The organism is Nonomuraea sp. bgisy101, assembly GCF_057708945.1.
The window spans coordinates 13,139-34,860 of the sequence record NZ_JBYITD010000022.1 but is presented as its reverse complement, the minus strand read 5'-3'; the positions used below and the strand labels follow the sequence as shown (position 1 = coordinate 34,860).

Below are 21,722 nucleotides of genomic sequence, written 5' to 3'. Positions count from 1 at the left end.
GTCAGAGCTCGATCTTCTCGCGCCTGGAGACGCGCAGGGTCAGCACCGCGAAGGTGATGGTCAGGAAGAACAGGGCGACCCCCATGGCGGAGGCGTATCCGACCTTGTTGTAGGAGAAGGCCGTCTTGTAGATCTCGACGGGGAGCACGGTGGTGGCGCCGTCGGGACCGCCCGCGTCCACTGACAGCACCTGGACGAGCGCGAAGCAGTCGAAGGCCGCGATGCCCAGGTAGACCCAGCCGACCTGGATGGTGTCGCGCAGCAGCGGCAGCGTGATGGAGAAGAACAGCCGGAAGCGTCCCGCGCCGTCGAGCGCGGCGGCCTCGAAGTAGTCCTTCGGGATGGCGGCCATACCGGCGGAGAACAGCACCACGTAGAAGCCGACCGCCTGCCAGATCATCACGGCCAGCAGTGACCAGAGAGCCAGGTTCGGCTCCGTCAGCCAGCCGACCGGGTCGAAGCCCATCTTGATGAGCGCGCCGTTGATGACGCCGCTCTCGTCCGGCCGGTAGATCGCCTTCCACAGCACGCCGACGACGGCGACGGCGAGCACCTGGGGGGCGAAGAAGACCACCTTGTAGAAGGTCGACCCCCAGACGCCCTTCATGCCCGCCCCGCGCGAACCGCCGCCCAGATTGAGCAGGAAGGCGAAGAACAGCGCGAAGGCGATGGTCACGAGCGGCAGCACGAGCAGGATCACCGCGTGGTTGCGGATCGCCTGCCAGAAGACCTCGGCCTCGAAGAGCCTGCCGAAGTTCTCCAGGCCGATGTAGGCCGGATTCCTCTGGTACCCGTTCCAGTTGGTCAGCGACAGCTGGAACGCCTGGATGTAGGGACTGATCACGAAAACCAGGTAGAGGGTCAGAGGGACGATGAGGAACCCGGCGATGAACCCGTACTTGCGCAGCCGCTCTGTATTCATCGTCGCTCACCCTCCTCATTCGCTCCGCGGGCCCGCTCGTCCCTCACGGACCCACTCCGCTCACTGCGTCGGGTTCGCTCTGTGCTCATCGCCGCTAGACGTTCCTCGTCTGCTTCGCGATCGAGGAGTCGGCCTTGATGTCGTCGGCCTTCTTCTGGACCCTGTTCAGGTACTCGTCGACGGTCAGACGGCCGGCCATCAGCGTGTTCTGCTGCTGCCAGGCGAAGTCGAACAGTTCCTTGTACCAGCCCTCGAAGCGCGCGTCGGTGATGATGTCCTGGCCCGCGGCGTCCTGCGCCTTGGCGGCGCTGACCAGGCCCGGGGTCAGGTCGAGGCCCTCGGCCGCGCCGTTGACCACGGTGAGGTTCTTGGTCTTCTCGGTGAAGCCCTTCGCGCCCTCCTTGGAGAGCATGATGCGGAAGTACTCCAGGCCGCCCTGCGGGTTCTTGCCCTTGGCCGCGACGACGAAGTTCTCGCCCACGCCGACCTGGATCGCCCCGTAGGGCATCTTGTCGGCGGCGGTCACGCTGGGGACAGGCGCGATGGCGTACTCGAAGTCCTTGGGCTTGTCCTTGACCATCTCGTTCTCGAGCCAGGAGCCGCAGGGGTAGAACAGCACCTTGTGCTGCAGGTGCTTGACCTGCGTCTGGGTGTGGTCGAGGCCGAGGTAGGCCTTGTCGCCGTAGGCGGTCTGGATCTCCAGCCACGCGGTGACGGACGCCTTGACCGCCTCGGACTTCCACGCGTTGTCGACGAGGTTGTCGATGTCGATGATGACCTGGTTGCCGCCGATCTTCGCGGCGGTGTAGAGCATGTTCCAGAGCTGGTAGTACGGGCCCTTCTGGCCCGGGTAGGCGAACAGGACGATGCCTTCCTTCTTCGCCGTCTCGCCGAGCGCCTTGAACTCCTCCCACGTCTCGGGGAGCGTCCACCCCTTGGCGGCGAAGAGCTTGGCGTCGTACCAGAGCGCGCGGTGCGACACCGTGTAGTTCAGGACCAGGTCCTGGCCGTTGAGCTTGGCGTTCTCGATGGCCGCGGGGGTGATGGTGTCGCGGACCTTCTTGCTGGGGTCGTCGACGGAGGGGGCGTCCCACAGCGGGGTCAGGTCGGCGAGGTGACCCTCGGCGGCGAGCGCGGCCAGGTCGAGCGCCTCGGGGCCTGAGTTGTTGACCACGTCGGGCACGTCGCCGCTGAGGAAGCGGGGGCGCAGTTGGGTGCCGATGTTCTGGGTGCCGACGTGCTTGATCTGGACGCCCGCGTGCGCCTTGGAGTACAGCGGCTCATGGACGTCCTTGGCGTAGGCGTCGCTGTATCCGCCGCTGAAGATGACCACTTCGAGAGGCTTCTTGGCGTCCACGCCGAGCGGGTTGGCTGCGGAGACCAGGTTGGAGGCGGCCGCGCTCGCGCCGGCCGACGCGGCGGGCTCGGCCCCGCCGCCGGTCGCGCACGCGGTGAGGAGGCCCGCGCCGGGGCCTGCGGCGATGACGGTGAGGCCGATCCGGCGCAGCAGCTGGCGCCTGGTGATCTCTCCCGGGTGGGTCATGGGGTCTCCCGATTGGATCAATTAGGAAAGTTTCCTAAACGTTTGCCTGAAGGTACGGACGGCCGACGACCTGGGTCAAGACTTCGAGACGCAGCTGTGACCTTGAGAGGCCACACCGTGATTTCGGGGCGAAGGTCGGACCCATGTCGAGCGTACGCGGACCGCGCGTAGCGGCGACGAGGCTGACAGCATCGTCGACAACGGCATGGACGGCAAGGGTGTCACAGACGATCTTCAAAGGAGCGGGACGCCGCGCGCCGCCCGACGCCGTCAGGGCCGCCGTCAACGGGCGCGCCCGGTCCTGGGCCCCGCGTATCCCGGCAGGCGCCGCCGGAGCCCGCCGAACGGCGTGACCAGGCGAACGAGAACGCCCGCCGAACGGCATTGCCCGGACGAGAGAAACCACCCGGAGGCGGCTGAAACGCACCCTCGATTGGACGTGGACACCGGACACACCCTGGAGGCCTCCACCGCGATCACCGAACAACCCCGGAGATCTCCACTGCTAACCCCGAACGCCCGGGAGACCGGGAGACCGGGAGACCGGACACCCCGGGAGACCTCCACCGCGAACCCCGAACATCCAGGAGACCGGGAGACCGGACACCCCGGGGAACCTCCACCGCGAACCCCGAACATCCAGGAGACCGGGAGACCGGACACCCCGGGGAACCTCCACCGCGAACCCCGAACATCCAGGAGACCGGGAACACCGGACACTCCGGCAGATCTCCGCTGCAAACGCCGGACGCCCCCGGGTCTTCACCGGGGGCGTCCGGGACGGGGCGCCGGGGTCGCCGCGGGCGTCGACGCTGCGGGGGTCCTACGCCCCGAAGTGCGCGCGGGTTTCGGCGAAGGCCTGGTCGGTGCCCTCCAGGGCGCGGGCGACGTCGGCCTCGGAGTGGGCCGCCGACATGAACCAGTTGTGCCAGGGATGGATGTAGACGCCGTTGCGCAGGCAGGCGTCACTCCAGTGCAGGGCCACGGACAGGTCGGCGTCGCCCTCGAAGCTCAGCCAGGGGATGGTCACGGGCCCGGTCTGGTTGACGGTGAAGCCGTGGGCCTTGGCCTGGGCGTACAGGCCTTCGCGGAGCTGGGTTCCCGACCTGAACATGGTCGCGATGCCGTCGGTGTCGCGCAGCGTCTCGATGGTGGCCTTGGCCGCGGCCATCGCGACCGCCGAGAACCAGAACGAGCCGGTGGAGTAGAGCGACTGGGCGGGCCCGCGCAGCGCGTCCGTGCCGGTGACCGCCGCGATGGGGTAGCCGTTGGCCATGGCCTTCGACCAGGCGGTCAGGTCCGGGCGCACGCCGTACTCCTCCCACGACCCGCGCAGGTCGATGCGGAAGCCCGCGCGCACGTCGTCGATGACCAGGGCCGCGCCGAGCCGGTCGGCGAGGGCGCGGGCGCCACGTGCGAAGGCGGGCTCGACGAGCTCCTGGTCCTCGAAGGAGTCGTGCTTGAAGGGCGTGACGATGATCGCGGCCACGTCGCCCTCGACGGTGGCGGCCGCCGCCTCGAGCGACTCCAGCGAGTTGTAGGCGAACTCGACGAGATCGGCGCGCTCGTTGGGGGTCGTGCCCGCCGGCGAGGGCGTGCACCACGGGTCGGCGCCGTGGTAGGCGCCGTGCGCCATCAGCACCTTGGTACGGCCGGTCGCCGCCCGCGCCACCATGAGCGCCTGGGTGGTGGCGTCGGTGCCGTTCTTGGAGAACATCGCCCAGTCGGCGCTGGGGATGGTGTCGACGAGCAGCTCGGCCAGCTCGACCATGATCGGGCCCGGCCCGTTGAGGCAGTCGCCGAGGGCGAGCTGCCGCGCGGCGGCCTCCTCGACGACGGGGTGCCGGTGGCCGAGCACGACGGGGCCCCACGAGCACATGAAGTCGATGTACTCGCGGCCGTCCACGTCCCACTGCCTGCACCCCTCACCGCGGGCGAAGAACTGCGGGTAGCCGGGGGCGAAGATGGCCGCGTTGAGGTGACCGTACATGCCGCCGGGGATGACCTGCTGCGCGCGCTTCCTCAGCTCGGCGTCCTTCACGACAGTCCTTTCAGGGTCGATTCCAGGTCGATGAGTCCCGCGTCGGAGCCGAGACCGGTGGCGACGCGGGCGGCGGCGGCCGTGCCCCATCGGGCGGCGGTGACGGGGTCGTGCCCGTGCAGCAGGCCGGTGAGGAAGCCCGCGCAGTAGGCGTCGCCGCACCCCGTGGTGTCGCTGACCTCCACTTCCAGGGCCGGCACCCGGGTCGCGCCCTCGGCGGTGACGACCAGGCTGCCCTCGCCGCCGAGCGTCACGAGCACGCCCGTGGCTCCGTCCGATAGCAGCTCCGAGGCGGCCGCCTCCACGCTGTCCGCGCCCGTCATGGCGAGGGCCTGGGAGGCGTTGGGGAGGACGTGGTCCACGTGCGGGACGAAGGCCCGCGCCATGCCCAGCAGGTCGGGCATCTCCGACAGCAGGTCCATGGTGACGACCGTGCCCCGTGCCCGCAGCTCGTCGAGGAGCGCGAAGAAGGCGGGGTCGCCGAGGCCGAAGGTGACGTCCATGCCACCCAGGTGGACGGCCCTCGCGCGGCGCAGCACGTCGAGGTCGAGGTCGGCGAGGGTGACGCTCAGGTTCGCCCCTGGCACGTGGAAGCTGGGCCTGCCGCCGTCAGGCCTGATCGGCAGGATGGAGGCGGCGGTCTGCTCCCCCGTACGGCGGGCGAGCCCCGACACGTCGACGCCGTGCCTCGACATGATCATGACGAGGAAGTCGCCCAGCTCGTCGTCGCCGATCGCGCCCATGGACGTGACCTGGTTGCCCAGCTTGACCAGGTCGACGGCGGTGCCCGCGGCGGCCCCCGCGGCCGTGAGACGGATCTGGTCGACCAGCACGGTGTCCTGGCCCGCAGGGATGGTCTCGACCGGCCGGGTGAGGACGTCCACGATGTGCACGCCTACGGTCACAACGCTCATGGCCGGTAGTAGACAGACGTCCGAATAAAAAGTCAATATGCTGGACGCATGCCGAAGATCGTTGACCACGAGGAGCGTCGCCGCGAGGTGCTGTCGGCCGCGAGCACCGTCATCGTGCGCGACGGCATCGACGCCGCGACCAGCCGCGCCATCGCCAAGGAGGCCGGCCTGTCCAACGGCGTGCTCGGCCACTACTTCACCGACAAGGACGAGATCCTGCTGTCGGCGCTGCGCCACTCGCACCAGCGCATCCGCGCCCGCATCACCCGGCGGGTCGAGGGCCTGACGGGCCTGGCGGCACTGCGCGAGGTGCTGCTCGACAACCTGCCGCTCGACGCCGAACGCGACCAGGAGACCCGGCTCGAGATCAGCTTCTGGAGCCGCAGCCTGGCGGTGGAGAGGCTGGCCGCGGTGCAGCGGGCCGAGGCGGCCGAGCTGCGCGCCGCCGTACGGCAGCTGCTGGAGCAGGCACGGACGGCGGGCGAGATCCGCACGGACGACGACCTCGGCGTGGTCGCCGAGCGGCTGCTCGCCCTGGTCGACGGCCTGAGCCTGAGATCGTTGCTCTACCCCGACCAGCTGGTCAGGGCCGAGCTGGAGCGCATCCTGATCACCACTCTGGAGGCACTGTGACCGCCGTCGACCTGCTCAGACAGCAGATCTGCGACTACGGCAGGCGCGCCGTCGAGCTGGGCCTGGTGCTCGGCACCTCGGGCAACCTGAGCGCCCGCCACGGCGATCTGGTGGTGGTCACCCCCGCCGGCGTCGCGCTCGACCGGCTGACCCCCGAGCTGTGCCCGATCGTGGACGTCGAGGGGTATCTGGTGGAGGGCGAGACACAGCCGTCCTCCGAGACGCCCATGCATCTGGCGATCTACGCCTCGACCGCCGCGCATGCCGTCGTGCACACGCACTCGGTGTTCGGCACGGTGGTCGCCACCACGATGACCGAGCTGCCGCCCGTCCACTACAACGCGTTGCTGCTGGGCGGCGTGGTGAAGGTCGCCGAGTACGCCACCTACGGCACGCCCGAGCTGGCCGCCAACATCAGGTCCGCGATGGAGGGCAAGCAGGCTGCGCTGATGGCCAACCACGGAGGGGTGACCATCGGCGCGACGATGGCCCAGGCGTTCGACGCGGCCAGGCTGCTGGAGTGGCTGTGCGAGGTCTACGTGCGCGGGCTGTCCGTGGGCAAGCCCGTGGTGCTGACCGATGAGCAGCTCGCCGCGGTGGTCGAGCGGTCGCTCAACCCGCCGGTCTTCCCGCGCAGGAACGCGTGAACCCGGTGGCGGTCACGGGCCCACCGCGACCGCCACCCCAGCCCCAGCCGCGGCGCCGCCAGCCGGGCGGTGCCGTCGGCTTCGTCGTCGCCGGCCGGCGCCGTCAGCCGAGCGCGGCCTTCTCGGCCAGGCCCAGCGGCAGGCTGCCCGAGCCCGCGACCCTGTCGTGGAACTCCTTCGGCGACCCGGTGAACGAGCCCCTGATCCTGTCGATCTCCAGCGCGCCCGTCAGGTAGGACGGCGCCTGGGTCGGCCATGCGCAGTAGCGGTTGACCTCGCCCTTGGCCGTCTCGGGCGAGAGCGAGGAGTTGGCCAGCATGTAAGCCTCGGCGTCCGCGATCGACATGTCCTCGCAGTGCAGCGCGGTGTCGACGACCATGCGGGCGGCGCGGAAGATGCGCGCGTCGAGGAAGCCGAGTTCGGTGGCGGGGGTGTCGAAGTACCCCTGCTCGTTGATCATCTTCTCGACGTAGAGGCCCCAGCCCTCGTTGAAGTACGGCGTGCTGAACACCTTGCGGATGGTCCTGGGGTTGCCCGCCTTGTGCGCCAGGTGCCAGTGGTGCCCAGGGTAGGCCTCGTGCACGGCGATCGCCGGCATCTGGAAGCGGCTGTTGGTGCGCAGGCGCTGCCGTACCTGCTCGTCGGTGAACCCGTCGGGGGTGTAGGGCACGAAGAAGTAGCCGCGCCGCGAGCTGGTCAGCGGCGGCGGCGCGATGTAGTGCGCGACGGACAGGATGGGCCTGTTGTACTCCGCCGACGGCAGCACCAGGCACTCCTCGCCCTCGGGGAAGGTGACGAGGTCGCGCTCGCGGACGAACTCCCTGGCACGCTGGGTCTGCGCCTCGTACTCCTCGCGCATGGCCTCCAGCGTCGGCGGGTGGTCCTCGGCCAGGCTCGCCAGCGCCGCACGCCAGTCGTCGGAGCCGTCGAACCTGCGCGCCAGCTCCCTCATCTGGCCGTCGAGCAGCGCGACCTGCTGCCTGCCCCGCTCGTGCAGCCCGGCGGCGCCGTACCCGAGCAGCTCCTTCTCCGTCAGCAGCGTGGAGTAGAGCTTCTCGCCCATGCGCCAGCTGCCGCCTGCCGTGAAGTTCTCCAGGAAGGTGACGAAGCCGTCGAAGGCGTCGGCGGCGGGCTCGGCCGCCGATGCGAACCTGGCGCGGGCCGACTCGTCGGCGATCATCGCGGGGATGGTGCGGGTGATCAGCCCCCTCGCGGTGCGGGCCTGACCGAGCGCGCGCTGCACCTGCAGGTCGGCCGCCAGGTCGGGGTCGAGGTTGGTACGGCAGGCCGCCAGCACGCCCGGCACCTCGCCGAGCTGCGCGACCGCCGCCTCGACCAGCTCGTGCTCGGGCTTGAGCGCCCGCTGGAACGGCACGAACAGCGAGGAGAAGATCCCGCCGAGGTAGGCCGTGGGGTCTCTGCGCCACCACGGCCACGTGGCCAGCGCCAGCTCGCCGCGCAGGTGGGAGACGGCCAGGTCGCGGTCGATCTCGTCGTCGAGCGTGGGGGTCTCCCACGTCTCGAGTCGTTCCAGCCATGCGACCTGCTCGCGCTCGTAGGCGAGCAGGCCCTCCGCGGTGTAGTCGCCGAGCGTCCTGTCGTGGCCGTCGGCGCCGAGAAGGGTGGCGGAGATAGGGTTGCGTGAGAAGTACCAGGTCAGAAACTCATCCACGTCCGCACCATATCCTGGTCAAATGCCGCTACAGATCACCGGCGCCCTCGGCGACCCCGACCTCATCAGGCTCCCGTGGGAGCTCCCTCTCGAAGAGTGGCCGGCCCGTCACCTGGTGGACCTGCCACGCGGTATCTCGCGTCACGTCGTGCGCTTCGCCAGGCTCGGCGGGAAGGTGTACGCGATCAAGGAGATCAGCGAGCGGTACGCCAAGCGGGAGTACAAGCTGCTGTGGGATCTGGCCAGGCTCGACGCGCCTTCCGTGGAGCCCGTGGCGTACGTGACGGGAAGGGAGGAGGGGCTCGACTCGGCGCTCATCACCAGGCACCTGCAGTTCTCGCTCCCCTACCGCGCCGTCATGTCGGGGACGCTGCGCCCCGACACGCTCACCCGCCTGCTGGACGCGCTGGCCGTCCTTCTGGTGCGGCTGCACCTGAACGGCTTCTACTGGGGCGACTGCTCGCTGTCGAACACGCTGTTCCGCAGGGACGCCGGTGCCTTCGCCGCCTACCTGGTCGACGCGGAGACCGGCGAGATGCACCCGATGATCAGCGATGGTCAGCGGCTGCAGGACATCGAGGTCGCCTACACCAACCTGTTCGGCGAGATGCTCGACCTGGAGGCCGGAGGGCTGCTGCATCCCTCGATCGACCCGTACGACACCGCCGAGCAGATCACGGCGCGCTATCACCGGCTCTGGGAGGAGATCACCCAGGACGAGATCATCGAGGAGGTCGACTGGCACAAGGTGGAGAACCGCATCCGCCGCCTCAACCTGCTCGGCTTCGACGTGGCCGAGATGATGGTGCGCCGCAAGGTCGGCACCGGGCGGCTGATCGTGCGGCCCAAGGTCGTGGACGCGGGGCACCACCAGCGCAGGCTGCTGCGCCTGACCGGCCTCGACACCGAGGAGAACCAGGCGCGACGGCTGCTGAACGACCTCGACGGCTTCCGCGTGGCCAAGGGCCTGCGGCACGAGGACGAGGCGATCGTGGCGCACCGGTGGCTGGCCGAGGTCTTCCAGCCGACGATAGAGGCCATCCCGGACGCGCTGCGGCGCAAGCTGGAGCCCGCGCAGCTCTTCCACGAGGTGCTCGACCACCGCTGGTTCCTGTCGGAGAAGGCCGGGAGCGATGTGGGGCTCCCGGCCGCCGTCCGTTCCTATGTCGACACCGTCCTGGTGCACAAGCCCGACGAGAAGGCGCTGCTGCCCGACGATCCTCAGTAGCCGACGGTGAACCTGCGCCGCACGTGCTCGGCCTTCTCCACTTCGTCGGCGATGGCGACGGCGTAGTCCTCGGCGCTGATGGAGCTGTTGCTGTGCTCGTCGGTGAGCAGTTGGTCGCCGCCGACGCGGAAGGAGCCGGTCCGCTCGCCCGGCTCGATCACCGCGGCGGGGGCGACGTAGGTCCAGTCGAGGTCGGCGACCTCCCGGTAGAGCGCGAGAGCCGCCCGCTGGGAGAGCGACTCCTTCTTGTAGATCTCCGGGAAGTCGGGGGTGTCGACGAGGTCGAGGCCGGGCGCCACCTCGAGGCCGCCCGCGCCGCCGACGGTGATCAGCCGCCTGACGCCCGCCTCGCGGACGCCGTCGATCAGGGCCCTGGTGGCGGCGAGGAAGGGCGCCTCGGGCTCCGAGCCGTCGCGTGGCGGCGCGATCGCGGAGATCACCACGTCATACCCCTTGGCGAGTTCTCCGGTCTGTGTGACGTCGCCCTTGACCGGGCCCGACCTGCTGACGCCGGTGACCTCGTGACCGCGATCGCCCAGCTCAGCGGCGATGCGCTGACCGATCATGCCGGTCGCGCCGAAAAGTAGGATCTTCATGCCCCCAATGGTATCCATTTGATACTGGTTACTTCATCGTGCTATAGGTACCTCATGGATACTGGCGATGCCTTCGACGCGAACTGCCCGACCCGGCTGGTTCTCGACCGCATCGGCGACAAATGGTCGGTGCTCGTGCTGTTGAGCCTCGCCAAGGGCTCGATGCGTTTCACGGAGTTGCGCGACCGCATCGGCGGCGTGACCCCGAAGGTGCTGACCCAGACGCTGCGCGCCATGGAGTACGACGGACTGCTGACCAGGAAGGTCTACGCCGAGGTACCGCCCAAGGTGGAATACACGCTCACCGATCTGGGCCACTCGCTGCACCAGCCGGTCGCCGCGGTCGCCCGGTGGGCGGAGAGCAACATCGGCAGGATTCTCAGCAGCAGGGAGGCCGCCGACCACGCACGGTGATCTCTCCTACCCGGGGCAGCTTTTCTCCGCCCGGGATGAAGATATCCATCACCGGTCTCTTCCGGTCCGGCTCGAGCCTTCATAGCCTGGCTCGGTGCGTCCGCTGGAGAGCCTCCTCGCCGGGCTGGCGGGAGTGTGCTCGTCCGGCGCCCTGCGCGTGGGCAGGGCGGGCGTGGTCTACCTGCTCGAGGGCAAAGTGACCTACATGGAGAGCGCCGAGACGCCTGGCATCGAGGAGCTGCTCACCGGCGGCGGCCGGGTGACCCCCGCCGACCTGGACAGGGCCGTGGCGCGCCGCGAGGGCGGTGAGCCGCTGTTCGGCGAGGGCCTGCTGACGCGCGAGGAGCTGGCCGAGCATCTGCGCAGGGTCGTGCTCGACGCCGCGCTCGTGCTGTTCGGGATCGACAACACCAGGCCCAAGTTCCAGCCGAGCGAGCGCCACTGGCTGGGCCCGCACTGGCACTTCGAGGTCGACGAGCTCATCGCCGAGTGCGGGCGCAGGAGCACGGAGCTGGACGACGTCTGGCCCTCGGACGAGCTCGACGCCGCGCCCGTGGTGCCCGTCCCCCGCCTGCCGGGCGAGCGCGTCACGCTCACCGACCGCCAGTGGGAGATCCTGGTCCACGCCGACGGCAGCGCGACGCCGCTCCAGCTCGCCAGGCGGCTGGACACGACGGCGTACACCGTGCTGCTCGCCGTACGGGAGCTGGCGGCGGCCGACCTGCTGGTGAAGCCCCGCCGCGAGCGAGGGCTGCCCAAGCGCGTCGCCAAGCCCCCCGGCACCGAGGTGCGGCACGAGCCGGCCGACCTCAGTCTGCTGCGGCGACTGAAGAGCGCTCTTGAAGATCTGTGACGGCGTCCATGATCTGCTCCCACAGCGGGCGGGGCAGATCGTGGCCCATGCCGGGGAAGGTCATCAGCCGCGCGCCGGGGATCGCGGCGGCCGTGGCCCTGCCGCCGGAGACCTGCACCAGCACGTCGGCCTCGCCGTGGACCACCAGGGCGGGCATCCGCAGGCGGCCCAACCCCTCGGTACGGTCGCCCGAGGCCAGGATGGCGGCCAGCTGCCTGGTGGTCCCCGCGGGATCGTAGTCGCGGTCGTAGGCCAGGCCCGCGAGCTTCGCGATCCGCTCGCGGTCGAGCTCGTAACCGGGTGAGCCGATCACCGTCCAGACCTCCAGGGCCCGCTCGATCGCGGCCTGCCGGTCGGGAGCGGGAGCGGAGAACAGCGCGGCCGTCGCCTCGGGGGTGGGCGGCCCCGCGTCGGGGCTGGGGGTCGACATGATGGAGGTGAGCGTGAGCACCCTGCCGGGATGCGCGATGGCGAGCGCCTGAGCGATCATGCCGCCCATCGAGACGCCCAGCACGTGGGCCGCGGGCCAGCCGAGGGCGTCCATCAGGCCGGCCGCGTCGTCGGCCATGTCGCTCAGCAGGTAGGGCGCCGCCGCGCCCGGGGTGAGGTCGGGCACGCCCGCCTCGGAGAAATGGGTGGAGAGCCCCACGTCGCGGTTGTCGTACCTGACGACGTGGTGGCCCCTCCCGGCGAGCAGTTCGCAGAACTCGTCGTCCCAGTGGACCAGCTGGGATCCGAGTCCCATGATCAGCAGGAGGGGCCTGTCACGGGGGGTGCCGAAGGTGTCGTAGGCGATCTCGATACCGTTGGCATGCGCCTTGAGCGTCACGCGAAACAGAATCCCATTCTGTTTCGCGCGGCGGCAAGGCCTAGCGGGAGACGACCTTGCGCAGGTGGCCGCGGCCCAGGTAGCCGACGCCACCGACGATCGCCAGACCGCCGATGAGGGCGAGAGCGGTACCGGTGTGGCCGTTCTCGTCCGTGGTCTCGGTACGGGCGGCGGTGGTGGTGGCGGCGCCCGTGTCGAACGAGGCGGGCTGGACGGACGCGCCGCCCTGCGCCTCTTCCTCGGCCTTCACCGCGGCGATCCGCTTGGCCTCGGCCTTCTTGGCCTCCTCGGCCTTCTTCGCCTTGGCGAGGGCGAGGAGGTCGACCGGCGGCTTGGCCGGGTTCCTGTCCTTACGGCTCCACGCACCGGTGGAGAAGGCGACGGGGTGGTTCTTCTTGCCCACGCCGTTGCCCCACTTGGTGATGACGTACTGGATCTTGATGTGCCCCTCGCCGCCGATGCCGTCCACGCCCAGCGTGTCGGAGTTGAACCTGCCGCCGGTGAGCTCGGCGAAGGTCTTGGCGTCGAGGTCGAGCATGATGCCGTTGTTCGAGGGGTTGCCGGGACCGCGGTCGCCGACGAAGAAGGGGGCCTTCTTGCCCTTGTAGACGACGTAGCCCTCGGTCATGAGGGGCCAGCTCGGGCTGGCGATCAGACCCTTGCGCATCGGAATGCCACTGGCGGGCAGGCCGGTGTCACCGGCGCGGCCGGAGGCGTCGTCCCAGTAGTAGGAGGCGGTGGTGGACCCCTGGAGGAGGGTCCGCTGCTGGGTGACCTGGCTGATGTCGGGCCCAGAGGGCTCGGCGAGAGCGGCGGCGGCACCGGTGCCTACGGCGAGGGCGGTGGTGACGAGCAGGGCGGAAACGCGCATGCCAAAGCGGCGGGTCATGAAAGTCCTTTGTGCGAGGGAATGGGCAGTCCGCGCTCGAATGAAGATCAGGCAAAGGCGTAGCCGGGCATGGGCCTAACAGTCGCTACGCAAAGGAGAGCGCGAAGAAGCGGGGGAAAGCGCCGCTCAGTTTGGGGGGTGGTAGTACACGAGTGTGGTCCTCTCCATCTCGCCTACCGGGTTAGCTGACGGGTTCGGGCGTGGAGATGCCCTACCGGCACTGGGCCGGATTCACCCCAAAGAGATGGGTCCCCGGTTCCCGCGTTCGCGGGATTCGGCGCCGACCAGCCTGCTCTTCCTTGTGAAGGGCACGTCACCGGTCGGTAACGCAATGGACTCTAGGCGCAAACCACCCCAAAGGCAAAAGCAAAGCCATGAATCGGAAAGAAGATCTACCTTTTATCGTCACGAATCGACAGGCCCAGAAGACACGAAAACCCCTGCGAAACAACGGGTTTCACGGGGTCCGGCATGGTAAATCGATCAGAAGTCAAAAATCATGGAAGAGTCATGGTCGAACGCCGGATTCGGCACGGCGCGAGGGGCGCGGCCCAGGCCGTACGGCACGCCCCGTGTCCGCCGCGCCGCGGACACGGGGCGCGGTCCGTCAGACCTCGAGCTTCTCCTCGATCGAGCGCAGCTGGTGCCGCGCCATCGCCAGGTTCGCCCTGCCGCGGTCCAGCGCGAGGTAAAGGAACAGTCCCTTGCCGCCCCTGCCGGTCATCGGCCTGATGATGTGGTACTGGCCGGTCAGCGTGATGAGAATGTCCTCGATGGTGTCCTTGAGGCCGAGGGAGTCCATCGTGCGCATCTTGGCCTTGACGACCTCGGTGTTGCCCGCGGCGGCCACCTGCAGGTCCAGGTCCTTGGAGCCGCCGAGGGCGCCCAGGGCCATGCCGCTGCCGTAGTCGACCACGACGGCGCCGAGAGCGCCGTCGATCGCCATCATCTCCTTGAGGGAGACGTCCATGCTCGCCATGCGTTCCTCCGTGTGGATGTGAGTCACTTTCGCGATGCGATGGCGGCAACACTCGCCGCCGTCTTGCGACCCTCCAGCCGCAGCAGCCCCAGGTTGGTGCCAGGGTCGGCCAGGACTGTGAGGACGATCGTGGGGCCGGCCGCGTAGAAGGCGGCGAAGCCCGCGGTGCCCGAGATGAGGGTTTCCTCCAGGGCGCCCTTGCCTGCCAGGATGGCCATGCGCTTGCTGAGCGCGAGGAGGGCCGCCGAGAGCGCCGCCGTCTGCTCGACGTTGCCGCCCGTCAGGTCGCTGGCGATGGTCAGCCCGTCCACGCTGCAGGCGATGCTCCCGCTGACGTCGGGAGTGCGTTCACGCAGGAGCACCATCTCTCTCAGCACCTCGTCCCGCAGCTCCACCGGTGGCCTCCTTCTGAGTGAGGGGAACCTCACGACAGCTCCTCCAGCGCCTTCTTCAGCCGGATCAGCAGGTTGATGTCGGTCGGGTCCGCGGTCACCACGGGCCCGAGTGGCAGGGCAGGAGCGTCGGGGTCGGGCCGCGGCCGCGACTCCTCGTCCCGGCCGAGCCGCCTGGGCAGCGGCGGCGGCATGCCCTCCGAACGTGCGAGCAGCCCCGCCGCGGCAAGGCGGCGTACGGCCAGCAGCGTCGCGTAACCGGGTCTGCCGAGCTTCATCGCCAGTTCCAGTGGGGTGGCCGCGCGGTCGGCGTGGACGAGGATCTCCCACTGCAGGTCGTTCAGCACGACGCGATGGCCGGGCAGCCGCCTGACCGGTGCCACGGGCGCTGTGTCCACGTCGGCCGACGGCCAGATCCCCGTCAACTGAGCCCTCCTCCGCCCGCACTCGCGGACGATCTCCTCGACCTCGAAGTACCAGTGGGAGCCCAGCCAGTGCCGCTCCCCCGGCCGGAACTTGGGCCTGGTCCCGGTGACGGGCAACAGGAAGTAGGCCGCGTCGAGCACCGCGCCGAGCACGCAGTGCTGCAGCTCGCCCTTGGTGACCATGCCGTCCTCGACCAGGCGCGCGCCGCCGCCCTCTCGCTGGGCCCTGCGCAGCGCGGGAGCCGAGACCCTGCCGCTGGCGATCAGCACGTCCTCGGCCCTCGGTGTGTCCGCGCACTCCATGTAGGTGACCCGTCCGGCGTCCATGAAGATCGTGCCCGCCCGCCCCACCCGCAGGGCGCCCGTCGAGCGTTGCCTCGCCAGCCCGGCGAGCAGCGTGTCCAGTACCGGCATGTCACTTGGTCAACTGTCCTGAGATGGCCTGCAGTCGGTAGCGGGCAAGGGCGAGGTTGGCTCGCTCCTTGTCCAGCCGCACGTAGAGGACCAGCGGCCCCTCGAACGGCGACACCAGGTGGCGCACCAGGTGGTGGCCCTTGTCAGTGGTGACGAGCATCTCGTCGACGCGGATCGTTCCATCCGGGGAGCTCTGGGCGAGCCCGTCCGTCGTGTGGCGCAGCGCCTCGCTCAGCGCCGCCGCCGACCGTTCGACGTCGAGGCCCTCGCTTCCACTCGCGGCCACCGCCATGCCGCTGATGTGGTCGACCACCATCGCGTCGAGGGCGCCGGGTATGGCCATGACCTCGGCCAGGCAGTCATCGAGTCCCAGCACGAACCCTCCCTCACCATCGCGCTGACCGGGACAGCGTAGGAGGAGCACGTGCCGCCCCGAAAAAGGGCGAGATCACGGTTATGGATATTTATAGCCAGAGGAGCGAAAAAGCCCATCCGAGTGGCAAGGCTATTCCGCCACGCGGCAATTGAGAATGTTTCTCATATTTATCGCCGAACCACATCACCGCAGCTCAACTCGATGGTGAATCGTTTCAGGCAACACAAAGAGAGGGAGGGTACGGCATGCGCCGTACCCTCCCTGGAACCTGAGGCGTCAGCCGCCGCTCTTACGACGGAAGGTCCGCTTGCTCGAGGCGGGACCGTGGGCGCCGTGAATCTTCGAGGGATCCTTTCCCTTGCCGCCCGCAACCGAGTCTGCGTGCGCGTTGTTCTTGCGCTCCAGCGCCTCGCGGAACTTCCGCTTCAGCTCATCCTCGGGAGCCTCGATGGGCTCGGGTTCCGCCGGTGTTTCAGCCATCAGGACCTCCTGGTCTTGGGGACACTGACAGCTTCGCACGAGCTCACGGGCCACGCGAAACCGGTCTAGGCTTTACCCATGACCCCCCTGCCCGACCGCGACCCGCGGGAGATGCGCGCCGCCGACCTCGACCGCGAGCGCACCGCCGAGATCCTCCGAGCCGCCGCGGGAGACGGACGGCTGGGCATGGAGGAGTTCCATGAGCGGCTCGACCAGGTCTACTCCGCCAAGACCTACGCGGAGCTCGACCTCCTCACGCACGACCTGCCCACCCCTGCCCACACCCCCCTGCCCGTGTCGTCACCCTCGACGACCTCGGGGGCGGACAGCGGCGTCGCGATCGCCGTCATGGGCGGGTTCAAGCGAACCGGCATCTGGCGGGCGCCGCGCGTGCTGACCACCGTCGCCTTCTGGGGCGGCGGCAAGATCGACCTGCGTGAGGCGACGCTGAACGGCGGGGAGATCACGATCAGGGCGTTCGCCGTGATGGGCGGGGTCGACATCATCGTGCCCGAGGACGCCGACGTCGACGTGACCGGCATCGGGGTCATGGGCGGCTTCGACCACGCCGCCGGCGGCGCTGGGGCGCCAGGTGCGCCGCGGATCAGGATCACCGGGTTCTCGTTCTGGGGCGGCGTCGACGTGAAGCGCAAGCGCCGCAAGCGCGAGTAGCCGCCCGCTTGCCGTCGTCCTGCCGGCCGTCCCGCCGCCCGCTTGCCGTCGTCCCGCCGGTCGGCTCGTCGTCAGGTTCCGGGCCACGGTCGAGGCGGCCCTTGTGCCGGGCCGGGTCATTTCGCCTGACATTTCCCCGGAAACAGCGAAAGCCCAGACCGGAGAACCGATCTGGGCTTTCGATTTGTGCGCCGCCAGGGACTCGAACCCCGGACCCGCTGATTAAGAGTCAGCTGCTCTAACCAACTGAGCTAGCGGCGCCCGCGGGAAGAAATATACCCGGCTTCGCGACGCAGGTCGAATCAGCGGGAATCAGGCCGTCTCACCCCCGTGGACGAGCTTGGCGAAGACCACCGTGTTGTCGACGTAGTGCCTGGTGGTGAGGTTGAACGCGCCCGCGCAGGTGATCAGCCGCAGGGCGGGATACCCGGGGTCGCCGTACACCTTGTCAGCGGGGAAGTCGTCCTTCGGATAGGTGGAGACCTTGGTGACGACGAACCGCAATCTCTCTCCGTCCTTGCGGGTAACGAAGATCCGCTGACCGGGGCGGAGCTCACTGATCTTGTAGAAGACGGCAGGGCCCGTGGTGCTGTCGTAATGACCGAGCAGGACGGCCGCGCCCTGCGCGCCCGGTCTGGGACCGCCCTCGAACCAGCCGACCTTCCCCGGCGCACTGAGGGGCGGGGCGGCGATCCTGTCCTCGTCCCTGCCTACCCGGACGACGCTCGCGCCGAGGTCCAGACTGGGGATCCGGATGGTGGCGGGCGGGACTCCGACGGACACGGCCTTGCCCTTTCCCTCGGTCTCCGCGCGAGTGGGCTTGACGCTCGCGAGGCCGGCAGGCTTGGCGGCCCTGTCCTGGTTGACGCCATCGATCGTGGACCACTCGTCCCGTCCGGCCTTCGGAGTGTCGGCGCGATCGACCCGCCAAAGTCCACCCCATCCGGTCTTGGGAGTGTCGGTGCGGTCGGTCCTGGGAAGCTCGTCCCGGCCGGCTTTGGGAGTGTCGGAGGAAACGGGCCGGGGAACCTCGGTGCGAGCAGGCCTGACGGGCTTGTCCGTCTTCGCGCGCACCGGCTTGGGCGCCTCGGCCCGTTCGATACCGGCGTGCGCGGATGGCGGCGCCAGGGCCAGGGTCGTGAAGGAGGCCGCCACGCACAGGGCGTGGCGGCCGATGATGTGTCCCCTCATCACTTGCGGACGGTCGCCTTGGCCATGGCGCCACCGCCGGTGTGCGGGCCGCGCCAGCCGCCCGCGCCCCAGGCCCAGTTACCCGGCCAGGCACCGCGCCAGCCGTTGCAGCCGCCGTGACCACCGCAGCCGCCGTGACCACCGTGGTGGCCGCTGAAGCGGCTCCAGGTGTTGCTGCAAAGAGGCCCGTGGCAGTCGCCGAAGTCATGGAAGCGGTCCTTGAAGTCGTCGCCCGTGAGGACGACGCGGGCGGTCGGGGTCTGCGCCGAAGCGGGGGTCGCCGTGGAGGCGAGGCCGAAGCCAGCGACCAGGATCAGGCCGGTGGCGGCAACTGCGATACGCATCGCTTTTTCCTCTCTGAGTGACTATGAAGTCATTGCGAGAAATCCCCGCTTCGCACGTCCGCCGAACCGGCACAATCCGCTTCTTGCCATGACCATTACTGCATTCAGGCAGAACCCCCGTTTATCATCATTTCTCCAAATGCCACAGAACAACGTAATTCGGACCTATTGCTCAATCTGCTAGAATAAAGTTCGGCCACGCCAGACAGGAGCATCGATGTTCAACTCGCCCGCCGACGTGAGCGAGCGGCTCGCCGCCGTTGACTACCTCTCCGACGACTCCATCGCCACCTCGGTGTTCCTGGCCGCCGCCCTCGGCAAGCCACTACTGGCCGAGGGACCGGCAGGAGTGGGCAAGACCCAGTTGGCCAAGGCCGTCGCGCAGGCGAGCGGGGCCGACCTGATCAGGCTGCAGTGCTACGAGGGACTCGACGAGGCCAGGGCGCTGTACGAGTGGAACTACAAGAAGCAGCTCCTGCGCATCCAGGCGACGAGTTCGGACGACGACATCTTCTCCGAGGAGTTCCTGCTGGAGCGTCCCCTGCTCAAGGCGATCAGGAGCGCGGGTCCCACCGTGCTGCTGATCGACGAGACCGACAAGGCCGACGTCGAGGTCGAGGGCCTGCTGCTGGAGCTGCTGTCGGACTTCCAGGTGACGATCCCCGAGCTGGGCACGATCGAGGCCACGCTGCGGCCCTTCGTCGTCCTCACCTCCAACGCCACGCGCGAGCTGTCGGAGGCGCTCAAGCGCCGCTGCCTCTACCTCCACATCGAGTACCCGACACCGGAACGCGAGCGCGACATCGTGCTGGCGCAGGTGCCGACCCTGCCCGTCGACCTGGCCGAGCAGCTCGCCAGGACGGTGGCCACGCTGCGGGAGCTCGAGCTGAAGAAGGCCCCCTCGGTCGCCGAGACCGTCGACTGGGCGCGCACGCTGCTGGCGCTCGGCCGCGAGGAGCTCGACGGGGAGACGGTCTCCGGCACGCTCGGCGTCGTGCTCAAGCACGCCTCCGACCAGGCGCGCGCCCGCAAGGAGCTGGGCTTGTGAGCCTGGTGGACCGGCATGTCGGCTTCGTGCACGCCCTGCGCGAGGCGGGCCTGCCGGTGTCCCTGGCCGAAGGCCTCGACGCGGCCAGAGCGCTACGGGTGATCGACCTGGCCGAGCGCGAGTCGCTGCGCGCCGCCTACGCCGCGACACTGGTCAAGAAGCCCGCCTACCGGCCCGGCTTCGACGTGCTGTTCGACCTGTGGTTCCCGTCCTCCACCACGGGCCTGGAGGCCGGGCCGAGCGGGCCGCCGCGGGACGGCGGGCACGACGAGCACGCGGATCCCCGTGAGCGCCTGGCCGAGCTGTTGCGCGACTCGACGGACGCCGAGATGAGGGCGTTCGCCCGCGCGATGGTCGAGCGGTTCGGCCGCCAGCCCGCCGCTGAGGGCAGGCAGAACTGGTTCTCCTACAGCGTCATGCGGGCGCTGTCCCCCGACACGCTCATGGCGCGGCTGCTGCAGGGCGTGACGAGGGGCGGTCTGGAGGAGAAGACGGCCAGGCAGCGCGTCAACGCCAACATCAAACGCTTCGAGGACGCCGTCGCCACCGACGTCAGACGCAGGATCGCCGAGGACTCGGGCATCGAGCGCATCGCCCGCTCGGCCGTACGGCCTCCGGTGGATCAGCTGGACTTCCTGCGGATCACCAGGGCGGACCTCGTCAGGCTGCGCAGAGAGGTGTATCCGCTGGCGCGCAGGCTGGCCACGCGGCTCGCGATCAGGCACAAGCACGGCAGGAGGGGGCGGCTCGACTTCCGCAGGACGGTGCGGGCGTCGCTGTCCACGGGCGGCGTGCCGATGGAGCCGAGGTTCAGACCGCCGCGCCCGCACAAGCCCGAATTGGTCGTCCTGTGCGACACGAGCGATTCGGTCTCCTCGTTCGCCCATTTCACGTTGCTGCTCACCTATGCGCTCAGGGAGCAGTTCACCAAGGTGCGGGCTTTCGGGTTCGTCGACACGGTGGACGAGATCACCCGGTTCTTCGCGCCCGGTGGTGATGTGGGTGAGGCGCTGGCCAAACTTGCAACAGAAGCGAATATGTCGCGATTTGGGCGGACGAATTATGGACGGGCTTTCGAGGAGTTCGCGGAGAAGGACGCCGTCGGGCCCAGGACGAGCCTGCTGATCCTCGGCGACGCCCGCTCCAATTACCAGCCGCCCGCGCTCGACACGCTGAAGCGGCTGGCGAAGGGCGCCCGGCACGCGTACTGGCTCAATCCCGAGCCGCGACAGCAGTGGGACAGTGGCGACTCCCTCGCCACCGCCTACGGCTCGATCGTGCCGATGCGCGAGTGCCGCAACATCTCCCAGCTGGCGGAGTTCATCGAGCGACTGGCCTAGCCAGCTCACGCGCCGCCGTACGGGCGAGGAGCTCGATCTGCTCCTCGCTCAGCACCACCCTGTCGGCCCTCTTGATGACCTTGGCGGCCAGGGAGGGCTTGAGCAGCGTCACGCCCTCGCCGCTCACGATGCCGCCTCGCGGCAGCCTGCCGCAGTGCACGGCCAGCACCGGCTGGATGGACAGCGCGATCCCGGTCTCCCTGCCGAGCAGCTCGGCGAAGGCGTCGGCGGTGGCGACCAGCGGCTTGGCGACGTGTGCGCCGAACTTCTCGCCGAAGAACAGCCGCCCGCCGTAGGCCGCGATGTCGGTGTCGGGCGACCACGACTCGTTGTCGACGATCCAGACGCCGCCGGGGCCGATGACCAGATGGTCGATGGAGGCCTGACCGCGGATGGCCCTGCCCTGCAGGATGCGGTAGCCGGAGCTGTTGAGACCGCGCCTGAGCTTGCGCTGGGTGATCACCTCGCCGCGGCGGCGGCCGCGCCAGACGGAGGTGGCGTTGAAGTTGTACCAGACGATGCCCCAGTCGAGGGCCGCCACGAGAGCGGCGCTCAGGAGCCCCACGACGGGTATCCACGGGAGGTCGAAGCGGAAGGCCAGCGCCAGCCCCGCGACGAGCCCCACGCCCGCTTTGACGGCCCTGGACCGCTGACGGTTCTTCGCGTCCTCGCGGAAGAACTTCTCGTACCACCACTGCGGGGACGAGCCTGTGAACTTCTCGTCCTGCTGCACGTAGATCGAGCCACCGGGCACGGCAAACTCCCCGAGTTCAGAAGGTTGACCATGGATCTGCCACGCCGAAGATCCCTCGCTGGTCATCAGATACCCAAGGCAAGCCTAACTTAGCCGTGAGGAGCCCCTTCCGGACGCTCGACCGAC

24 protein-coding genes, 1 tRNA gene and 1 riboswitch are annotated in these 21,722 nt (G+C 69.1%); of the genes, 8 read left to right on the top strand and 17 right to left on the bottom strand.

Features of this window, described 5'->3' with window-relative positions; genetic code table 11:
• Nucleotide 1 precedes the first annotated feature (1 nt).
• From AC3EO4_RS34850 to AC3EO4_RS34835, 4 genes are all read right to left on the bottom strand, one after another.
• Nucleotides 2–922, bottom strand: coding sequence for a carbohydrate ABC transporter permease (locus AC3EO4_RS34850; protein ID WP_379575905.1), 921 nt, complete (start codon nucleotides 920–922; stop codon nucleotides 2–4).
• Nucleotides 923–1,016: 94 nt separating this feature from the next.
• Nucleotides 1,017–2,465, bottom strand: coding sequence for an N-acetylglucosamine/diacetylchitobiose ABC transporter substrate-binding protein (gene ngcE, locus AC3EO4_RS34845; protein ID WP_431899659.1), 1,449 nt, complete (start codon nucleotides 2,463–2,465; stop codon nucleotides 1,017–1,019).
• Between the two features lie 823 nt (nucleotides 2,466–3,288).
• Nucleotides 3,289–4,506 carry an aminotransferase class III-fold pyridoxal phosphate-dependent enzyme gene (locus AC3EO4_RS34840; RefSeq protein ID WP_379575907.1) on the bottom strand — a complete coding sequence of 406 codons (1,218 nt, stop codon included), beginning with the start codon at nucleotides 4,504–4,506 and terminating at the stop codon, nucleotides 3,289–3,291.
• Nucleotides 4,503–5,420: a carbohydrate kinase family protein gene (locus tag AC3EO4_RS34835; protein ID WP_431899657.1), complete on the bottom strand. Its 918-nt coding sequence runs from the start codon at nucleotides 5,418–5,420 to the stop codon at nucleotides 4,503–4,505. The genes AC3EO4_RS34840 and AC3EO4_RS34835 overlap by 4 nt, the downstream gene beginning before the upstream one ends.
• A gap of 48 nt (nucleotides 5,421–5,468) precedes the next feature.
• Here AC3EO4_RS34835 and AC3EO4_RS34830 point away from each other — a divergent pair, with 48 nt between their 5' ends.
• Together AC3EO4_RS34830 and AC3EO4_RS34825 are read left to right on the top strand one after the other, a co-directional pair.
• Nucleotides 5,469–6,053, top strand: a complete 585-nt coding sequence (locus tag AC3EO4_RS34830) for a TetR/AcrR family transcriptional regulator (RefSeq protein ID WP_431899655.1) — start codon at nucleotides 5,469–5,471, stop codon at nucleotides 6,051–6,053.
• A complete protein-coding gene (locus tag AC3EO4_RS34825) occupies nucleotides 6,050–6,700 on the top strand; it encodes a class II aldolase/adducin family protein (RefSeq protein WP_431899653.1) in 651 nt (216 codons plus the stop codon). The genes AC3EO4_RS34830 and AC3EO4_RS34825 overlap by 4 nt, the downstream gene beginning before the upstream one ends.
• Nucleotides 6,701–6,803: 103 nt before the next feature.
• Here the strand turns inward: AC3EO4_RS34825 and AC3EO4_RS34820 are convergent, their stop codons facing one another.
• Complete coding sequence (locus AC3EO4_RS34820) at nucleotides 6,804–8,372, bottom strand: DUF885 domain-containing protein (RefSeq protein WP_431899652.1); 1,569 nt, start codon at nucleotides 8,370–8,372, stop codon at nucleotides 6,804–6,806.
• 22 nt (nucleotides 8,373–8,394) lie between these two features.
• Here AC3EO4_RS34820 and AC3EO4_RS34815 point away from each other — a divergent pair, with 22 nt between their 5' ends.
• Complete coding sequence (locus AC3EO4_RS34815; protein ID WP_379575912.1) at nucleotides 8,395–9,600, top strand: DUF4032 domain-containing protein; 1,206 nt, start codon at nucleotides 8,395–8,397, stop codon at nucleotides 9,598–9,600.
• Here AC3EO4_RS34815 and AC3EO4_RS34810 read toward each other — a convergent pair.
• Nucleotides 9,594–10,196 (bottom strand): NAD(P)-dependent oxidoreductase, encoded by a 603-nt coding sequence (locus AC3EO4_RS34810; RefSeq protein WP_431899650.1) that lies wholly within the window; start codon nucleotides 10,194–10,196, stop codon nucleotides 9,594–9,596. The genes AC3EO4_RS34815 and AC3EO4_RS34810 overlap by 7 nt on opposite strands.
• A gap of 54 nt (nucleotides 10,197–10,250) precedes the next feature.
• Here AC3EO4_RS34810 and AC3EO4_RS34805 point away from each other — a divergent pair, with 54 nt between their 5' ends.
• Both AC3EO4_RS34805 and AC3EO4_RS34800 read left to right on the top strand, forming a co-directional pair.
• Complete coding sequence (locus AC3EO4_RS34805) at nucleotides 10,251–10,610, top strand: winged helix-turn-helix transcriptional regulator (RefSeq protein WP_379575914.1); 360 nt, start codon at nucleotides 10,251–10,253, stop codon at nucleotides 10,608–10,610.
• A gap of 94 nt (nucleotides 10,611–10,704) precedes the next feature.
• Entirely contained in the window at nucleotides 10,705–11,463 is a 759-nt protein-coding gene (locus tag AC3EO4_RS34800; protein WP_431899648.1) for a hypothetical protein, read from the top strand.
• Here AC3EO4_RS34800 and AC3EO4_RS34795 read toward each other — a convergent pair.
• From AC3EO4_RS34795 to AC3EO4_RS34765, 7 genes are all read right to left on the bottom strand, one after another.
• A complete protein-coding gene (locus tag AC3EO4_RS34795; RefSeq protein ID WP_431899646.1) occupies nucleotides 11,420–12,292 on the bottom strand; it encodes an alpha/beta fold hydrolase in 873 nt (290 codons plus the stop codon). The two genes, AC3EO4_RS34800 and AC3EO4_RS34795, sit on opposite strands and share 44 nt — an antisense overlap.
• Before the next feature lie 40 nt (nucleotides 12,293–12,332).
• Nucleotides 12,333–13,181, bottom strand: a complete 849-nt coding sequence (locus AC3EO4_RS34790) for a hypothetical protein (protein ID WP_379575917.1) — start codon at nucleotides 13,179–13,181, stop codon at nucleotides 12,333–12,335.
• A 155-nt stretch (nucleotides 13,182–13,336) separates the two neighbouring features.
• Nucleotides 13,337–13,471: riboswitch (cyclic di-AMP (ydaO/yuaA leader) on the bottom strand.
• 317 nt (nucleotides 13,472–13,788) lie between these two features.
• Nucleotides 13,789–14,160, bottom strand: coding sequence for a hypothetical protein (locus AC3EO4_RS34785; RefSeq protein ID WP_379575918.1), 372 nt, complete (start codon nucleotides 14,158–14,160; stop codon nucleotides 13,789–13,791).
• A gap of 23 nt (nucleotides 14,161–14,183) precedes the next feature.
• Nucleotides 14,184–14,555, bottom strand: coding sequence for a roadblock/LC7 domain-containing protein (locus AC3EO4_RS34780; protein ID WP_379575919.1), 372 nt, complete (start codon nucleotides 14,553–14,555; stop codon nucleotides 14,184–14,186).
• Nucleotides 14,556–14,584: 29 nt separating this feature from the next.
• Nucleotides 14,585–15,391: a hypothetical protein gene (locus AC3EO4_RS34775; RefSeq protein ID WP_379575920.1), complete on the bottom strand. Its 807-nt coding sequence runs from the start codon at nucleotides 15,389–15,391 to the stop codon at nucleotides 14,585–14,587.
• A 1-nt stretch (nucleotide 15,392) separates the two neighbouring features.
• Nucleotides 15,393–15,767, bottom strand: coding sequence for a roadblock/LC7 domain-containing protein (locus tag AC3EO4_RS34770; RefSeq protein ID WP_379575921.1), 375 nt, complete (start codon nucleotides 15,765–15,767; stop codon nucleotides 15,393–15,395).
• A 276-nt stretch (nucleotides 15,768–16,043) separates the two neighbouring features.
• Nucleotides 16,044–16,247 carry a DUF5302 domain-containing protein gene (locus tag AC3EO4_RS34765; protein WP_379575922.1) on the bottom strand — a complete coding sequence of 68 codons (204 nt, stop codon included), beginning with the start codon at nucleotides 16,245–16,247 and terminating at the stop codon, nucleotides 16,044–16,046.
• Nucleotides 16,248–16,325: 78 nt separating this feature from the next.
• Between AC3EO4_RS34765 and AC3EO4_RS34760 the strand changes: the two genes are divergently transcribed.
• Entirely contained in the window at nucleotides 16,326–16,919 is a 594-nt protein-coding gene (locus tag AC3EO4_RS34760; protein WP_379575923.1) for a DUF1707 domain-containing protein, read from the top strand.
• A gap of 187 nt (nucleotides 16,920–17,106) precedes the next feature.
• Here the strand turns inward: AC3EO4_RS34760 and AC3EO4_RS34755 are convergent.
• The 3 genes from AC3EO4_RS34755 to AC3EO4_RS34745 all read right to left on the bottom strand — a co-directional run bounded on the left by AC3EO4_RS34755 (nucleotide 17,107) and on the right by AC3EO4_RS34745 (nucleotide 18,454).
• Nucleotides 17,107–17,180: transfer RNA gene (locus AC3EO4_RS34755), tRNA-Lys, on the bottom strand.
• A gap of 51 nt (nucleotides 17,181–17,231) precedes the next feature.
• Complete coding sequence (locus AC3EO4_RS34750; RefSeq protein ID WP_431899643.1) at nucleotides 17,232–18,110, bottom strand: class F sortase; 879 nt, start codon at nucleotides 18,108–18,110, stop codon at nucleotides 17,232–17,234.
• The gene (locus AC3EO4_RS34745) at nucleotides 18,110–18,454 is read right to left on the bottom strand and encodes a hypothetical protein (RefSeq protein ID WP_379575925.1); all 345 of its coding nucleotides are present in this window, start codon (nucleotides 18,452–18,454) and stop codon (nucleotides 18,110–18,112) included. Before AC3EO4_RS34745 ends, AC3EO4_RS34750 begins: the two co-directional genes overlap by 1 nt.
• 217 nt (nucleotides 18,455–18,671) lie before the next feature.
• Between AC3EO4_RS34745 and AC3EO4_RS34740 the strand changes: the two genes are divergently transcribed.
• Both AC3EO4_RS34740 and AC3EO4_RS34735 read left to right on the top strand, forming a co-directional pair.
• Nucleotides 18,672–19,502: an AAA family ATPase gene (locus AC3EO4_RS34740; protein ID WP_379575926.1), complete on the top strand. Its 831-nt coding sequence runs from the start codon at nucleotides 18,672–18,674 to the stop codon at nucleotides 19,500–19,502.
• Complete coding sequence (locus tag AC3EO4_RS34735) at nucleotides 19,499–20,842, top strand: vWA domain-containing protein (protein WP_379575927.1); 1,344 nt, start codon at nucleotides 19,499–19,501, stop codon at nucleotides 20,840–20,842. Before AC3EO4_RS34740 ends, AC3EO4_RS34735 begins: the two co-directional genes overlap by 4 nt.
• Here AC3EO4_RS34735 and AC3EO4_RS34730 read toward each other — a convergent pair.
• Entirely contained in the window at nucleotides 20,823–21,596 is a 774-nt protein-coding gene (locus tag AC3EO4_RS34730; RefSeq protein WP_431899641.1) for a nuclease-related domain-containing protein, read from the bottom strand. The two genes, AC3EO4_RS34735 and AC3EO4_RS34730, sit on opposite strands and share 20 nt — an antisense overlap.
• Nucleotides 21,597–21,722: the final 126 nt, after the last annotated feature.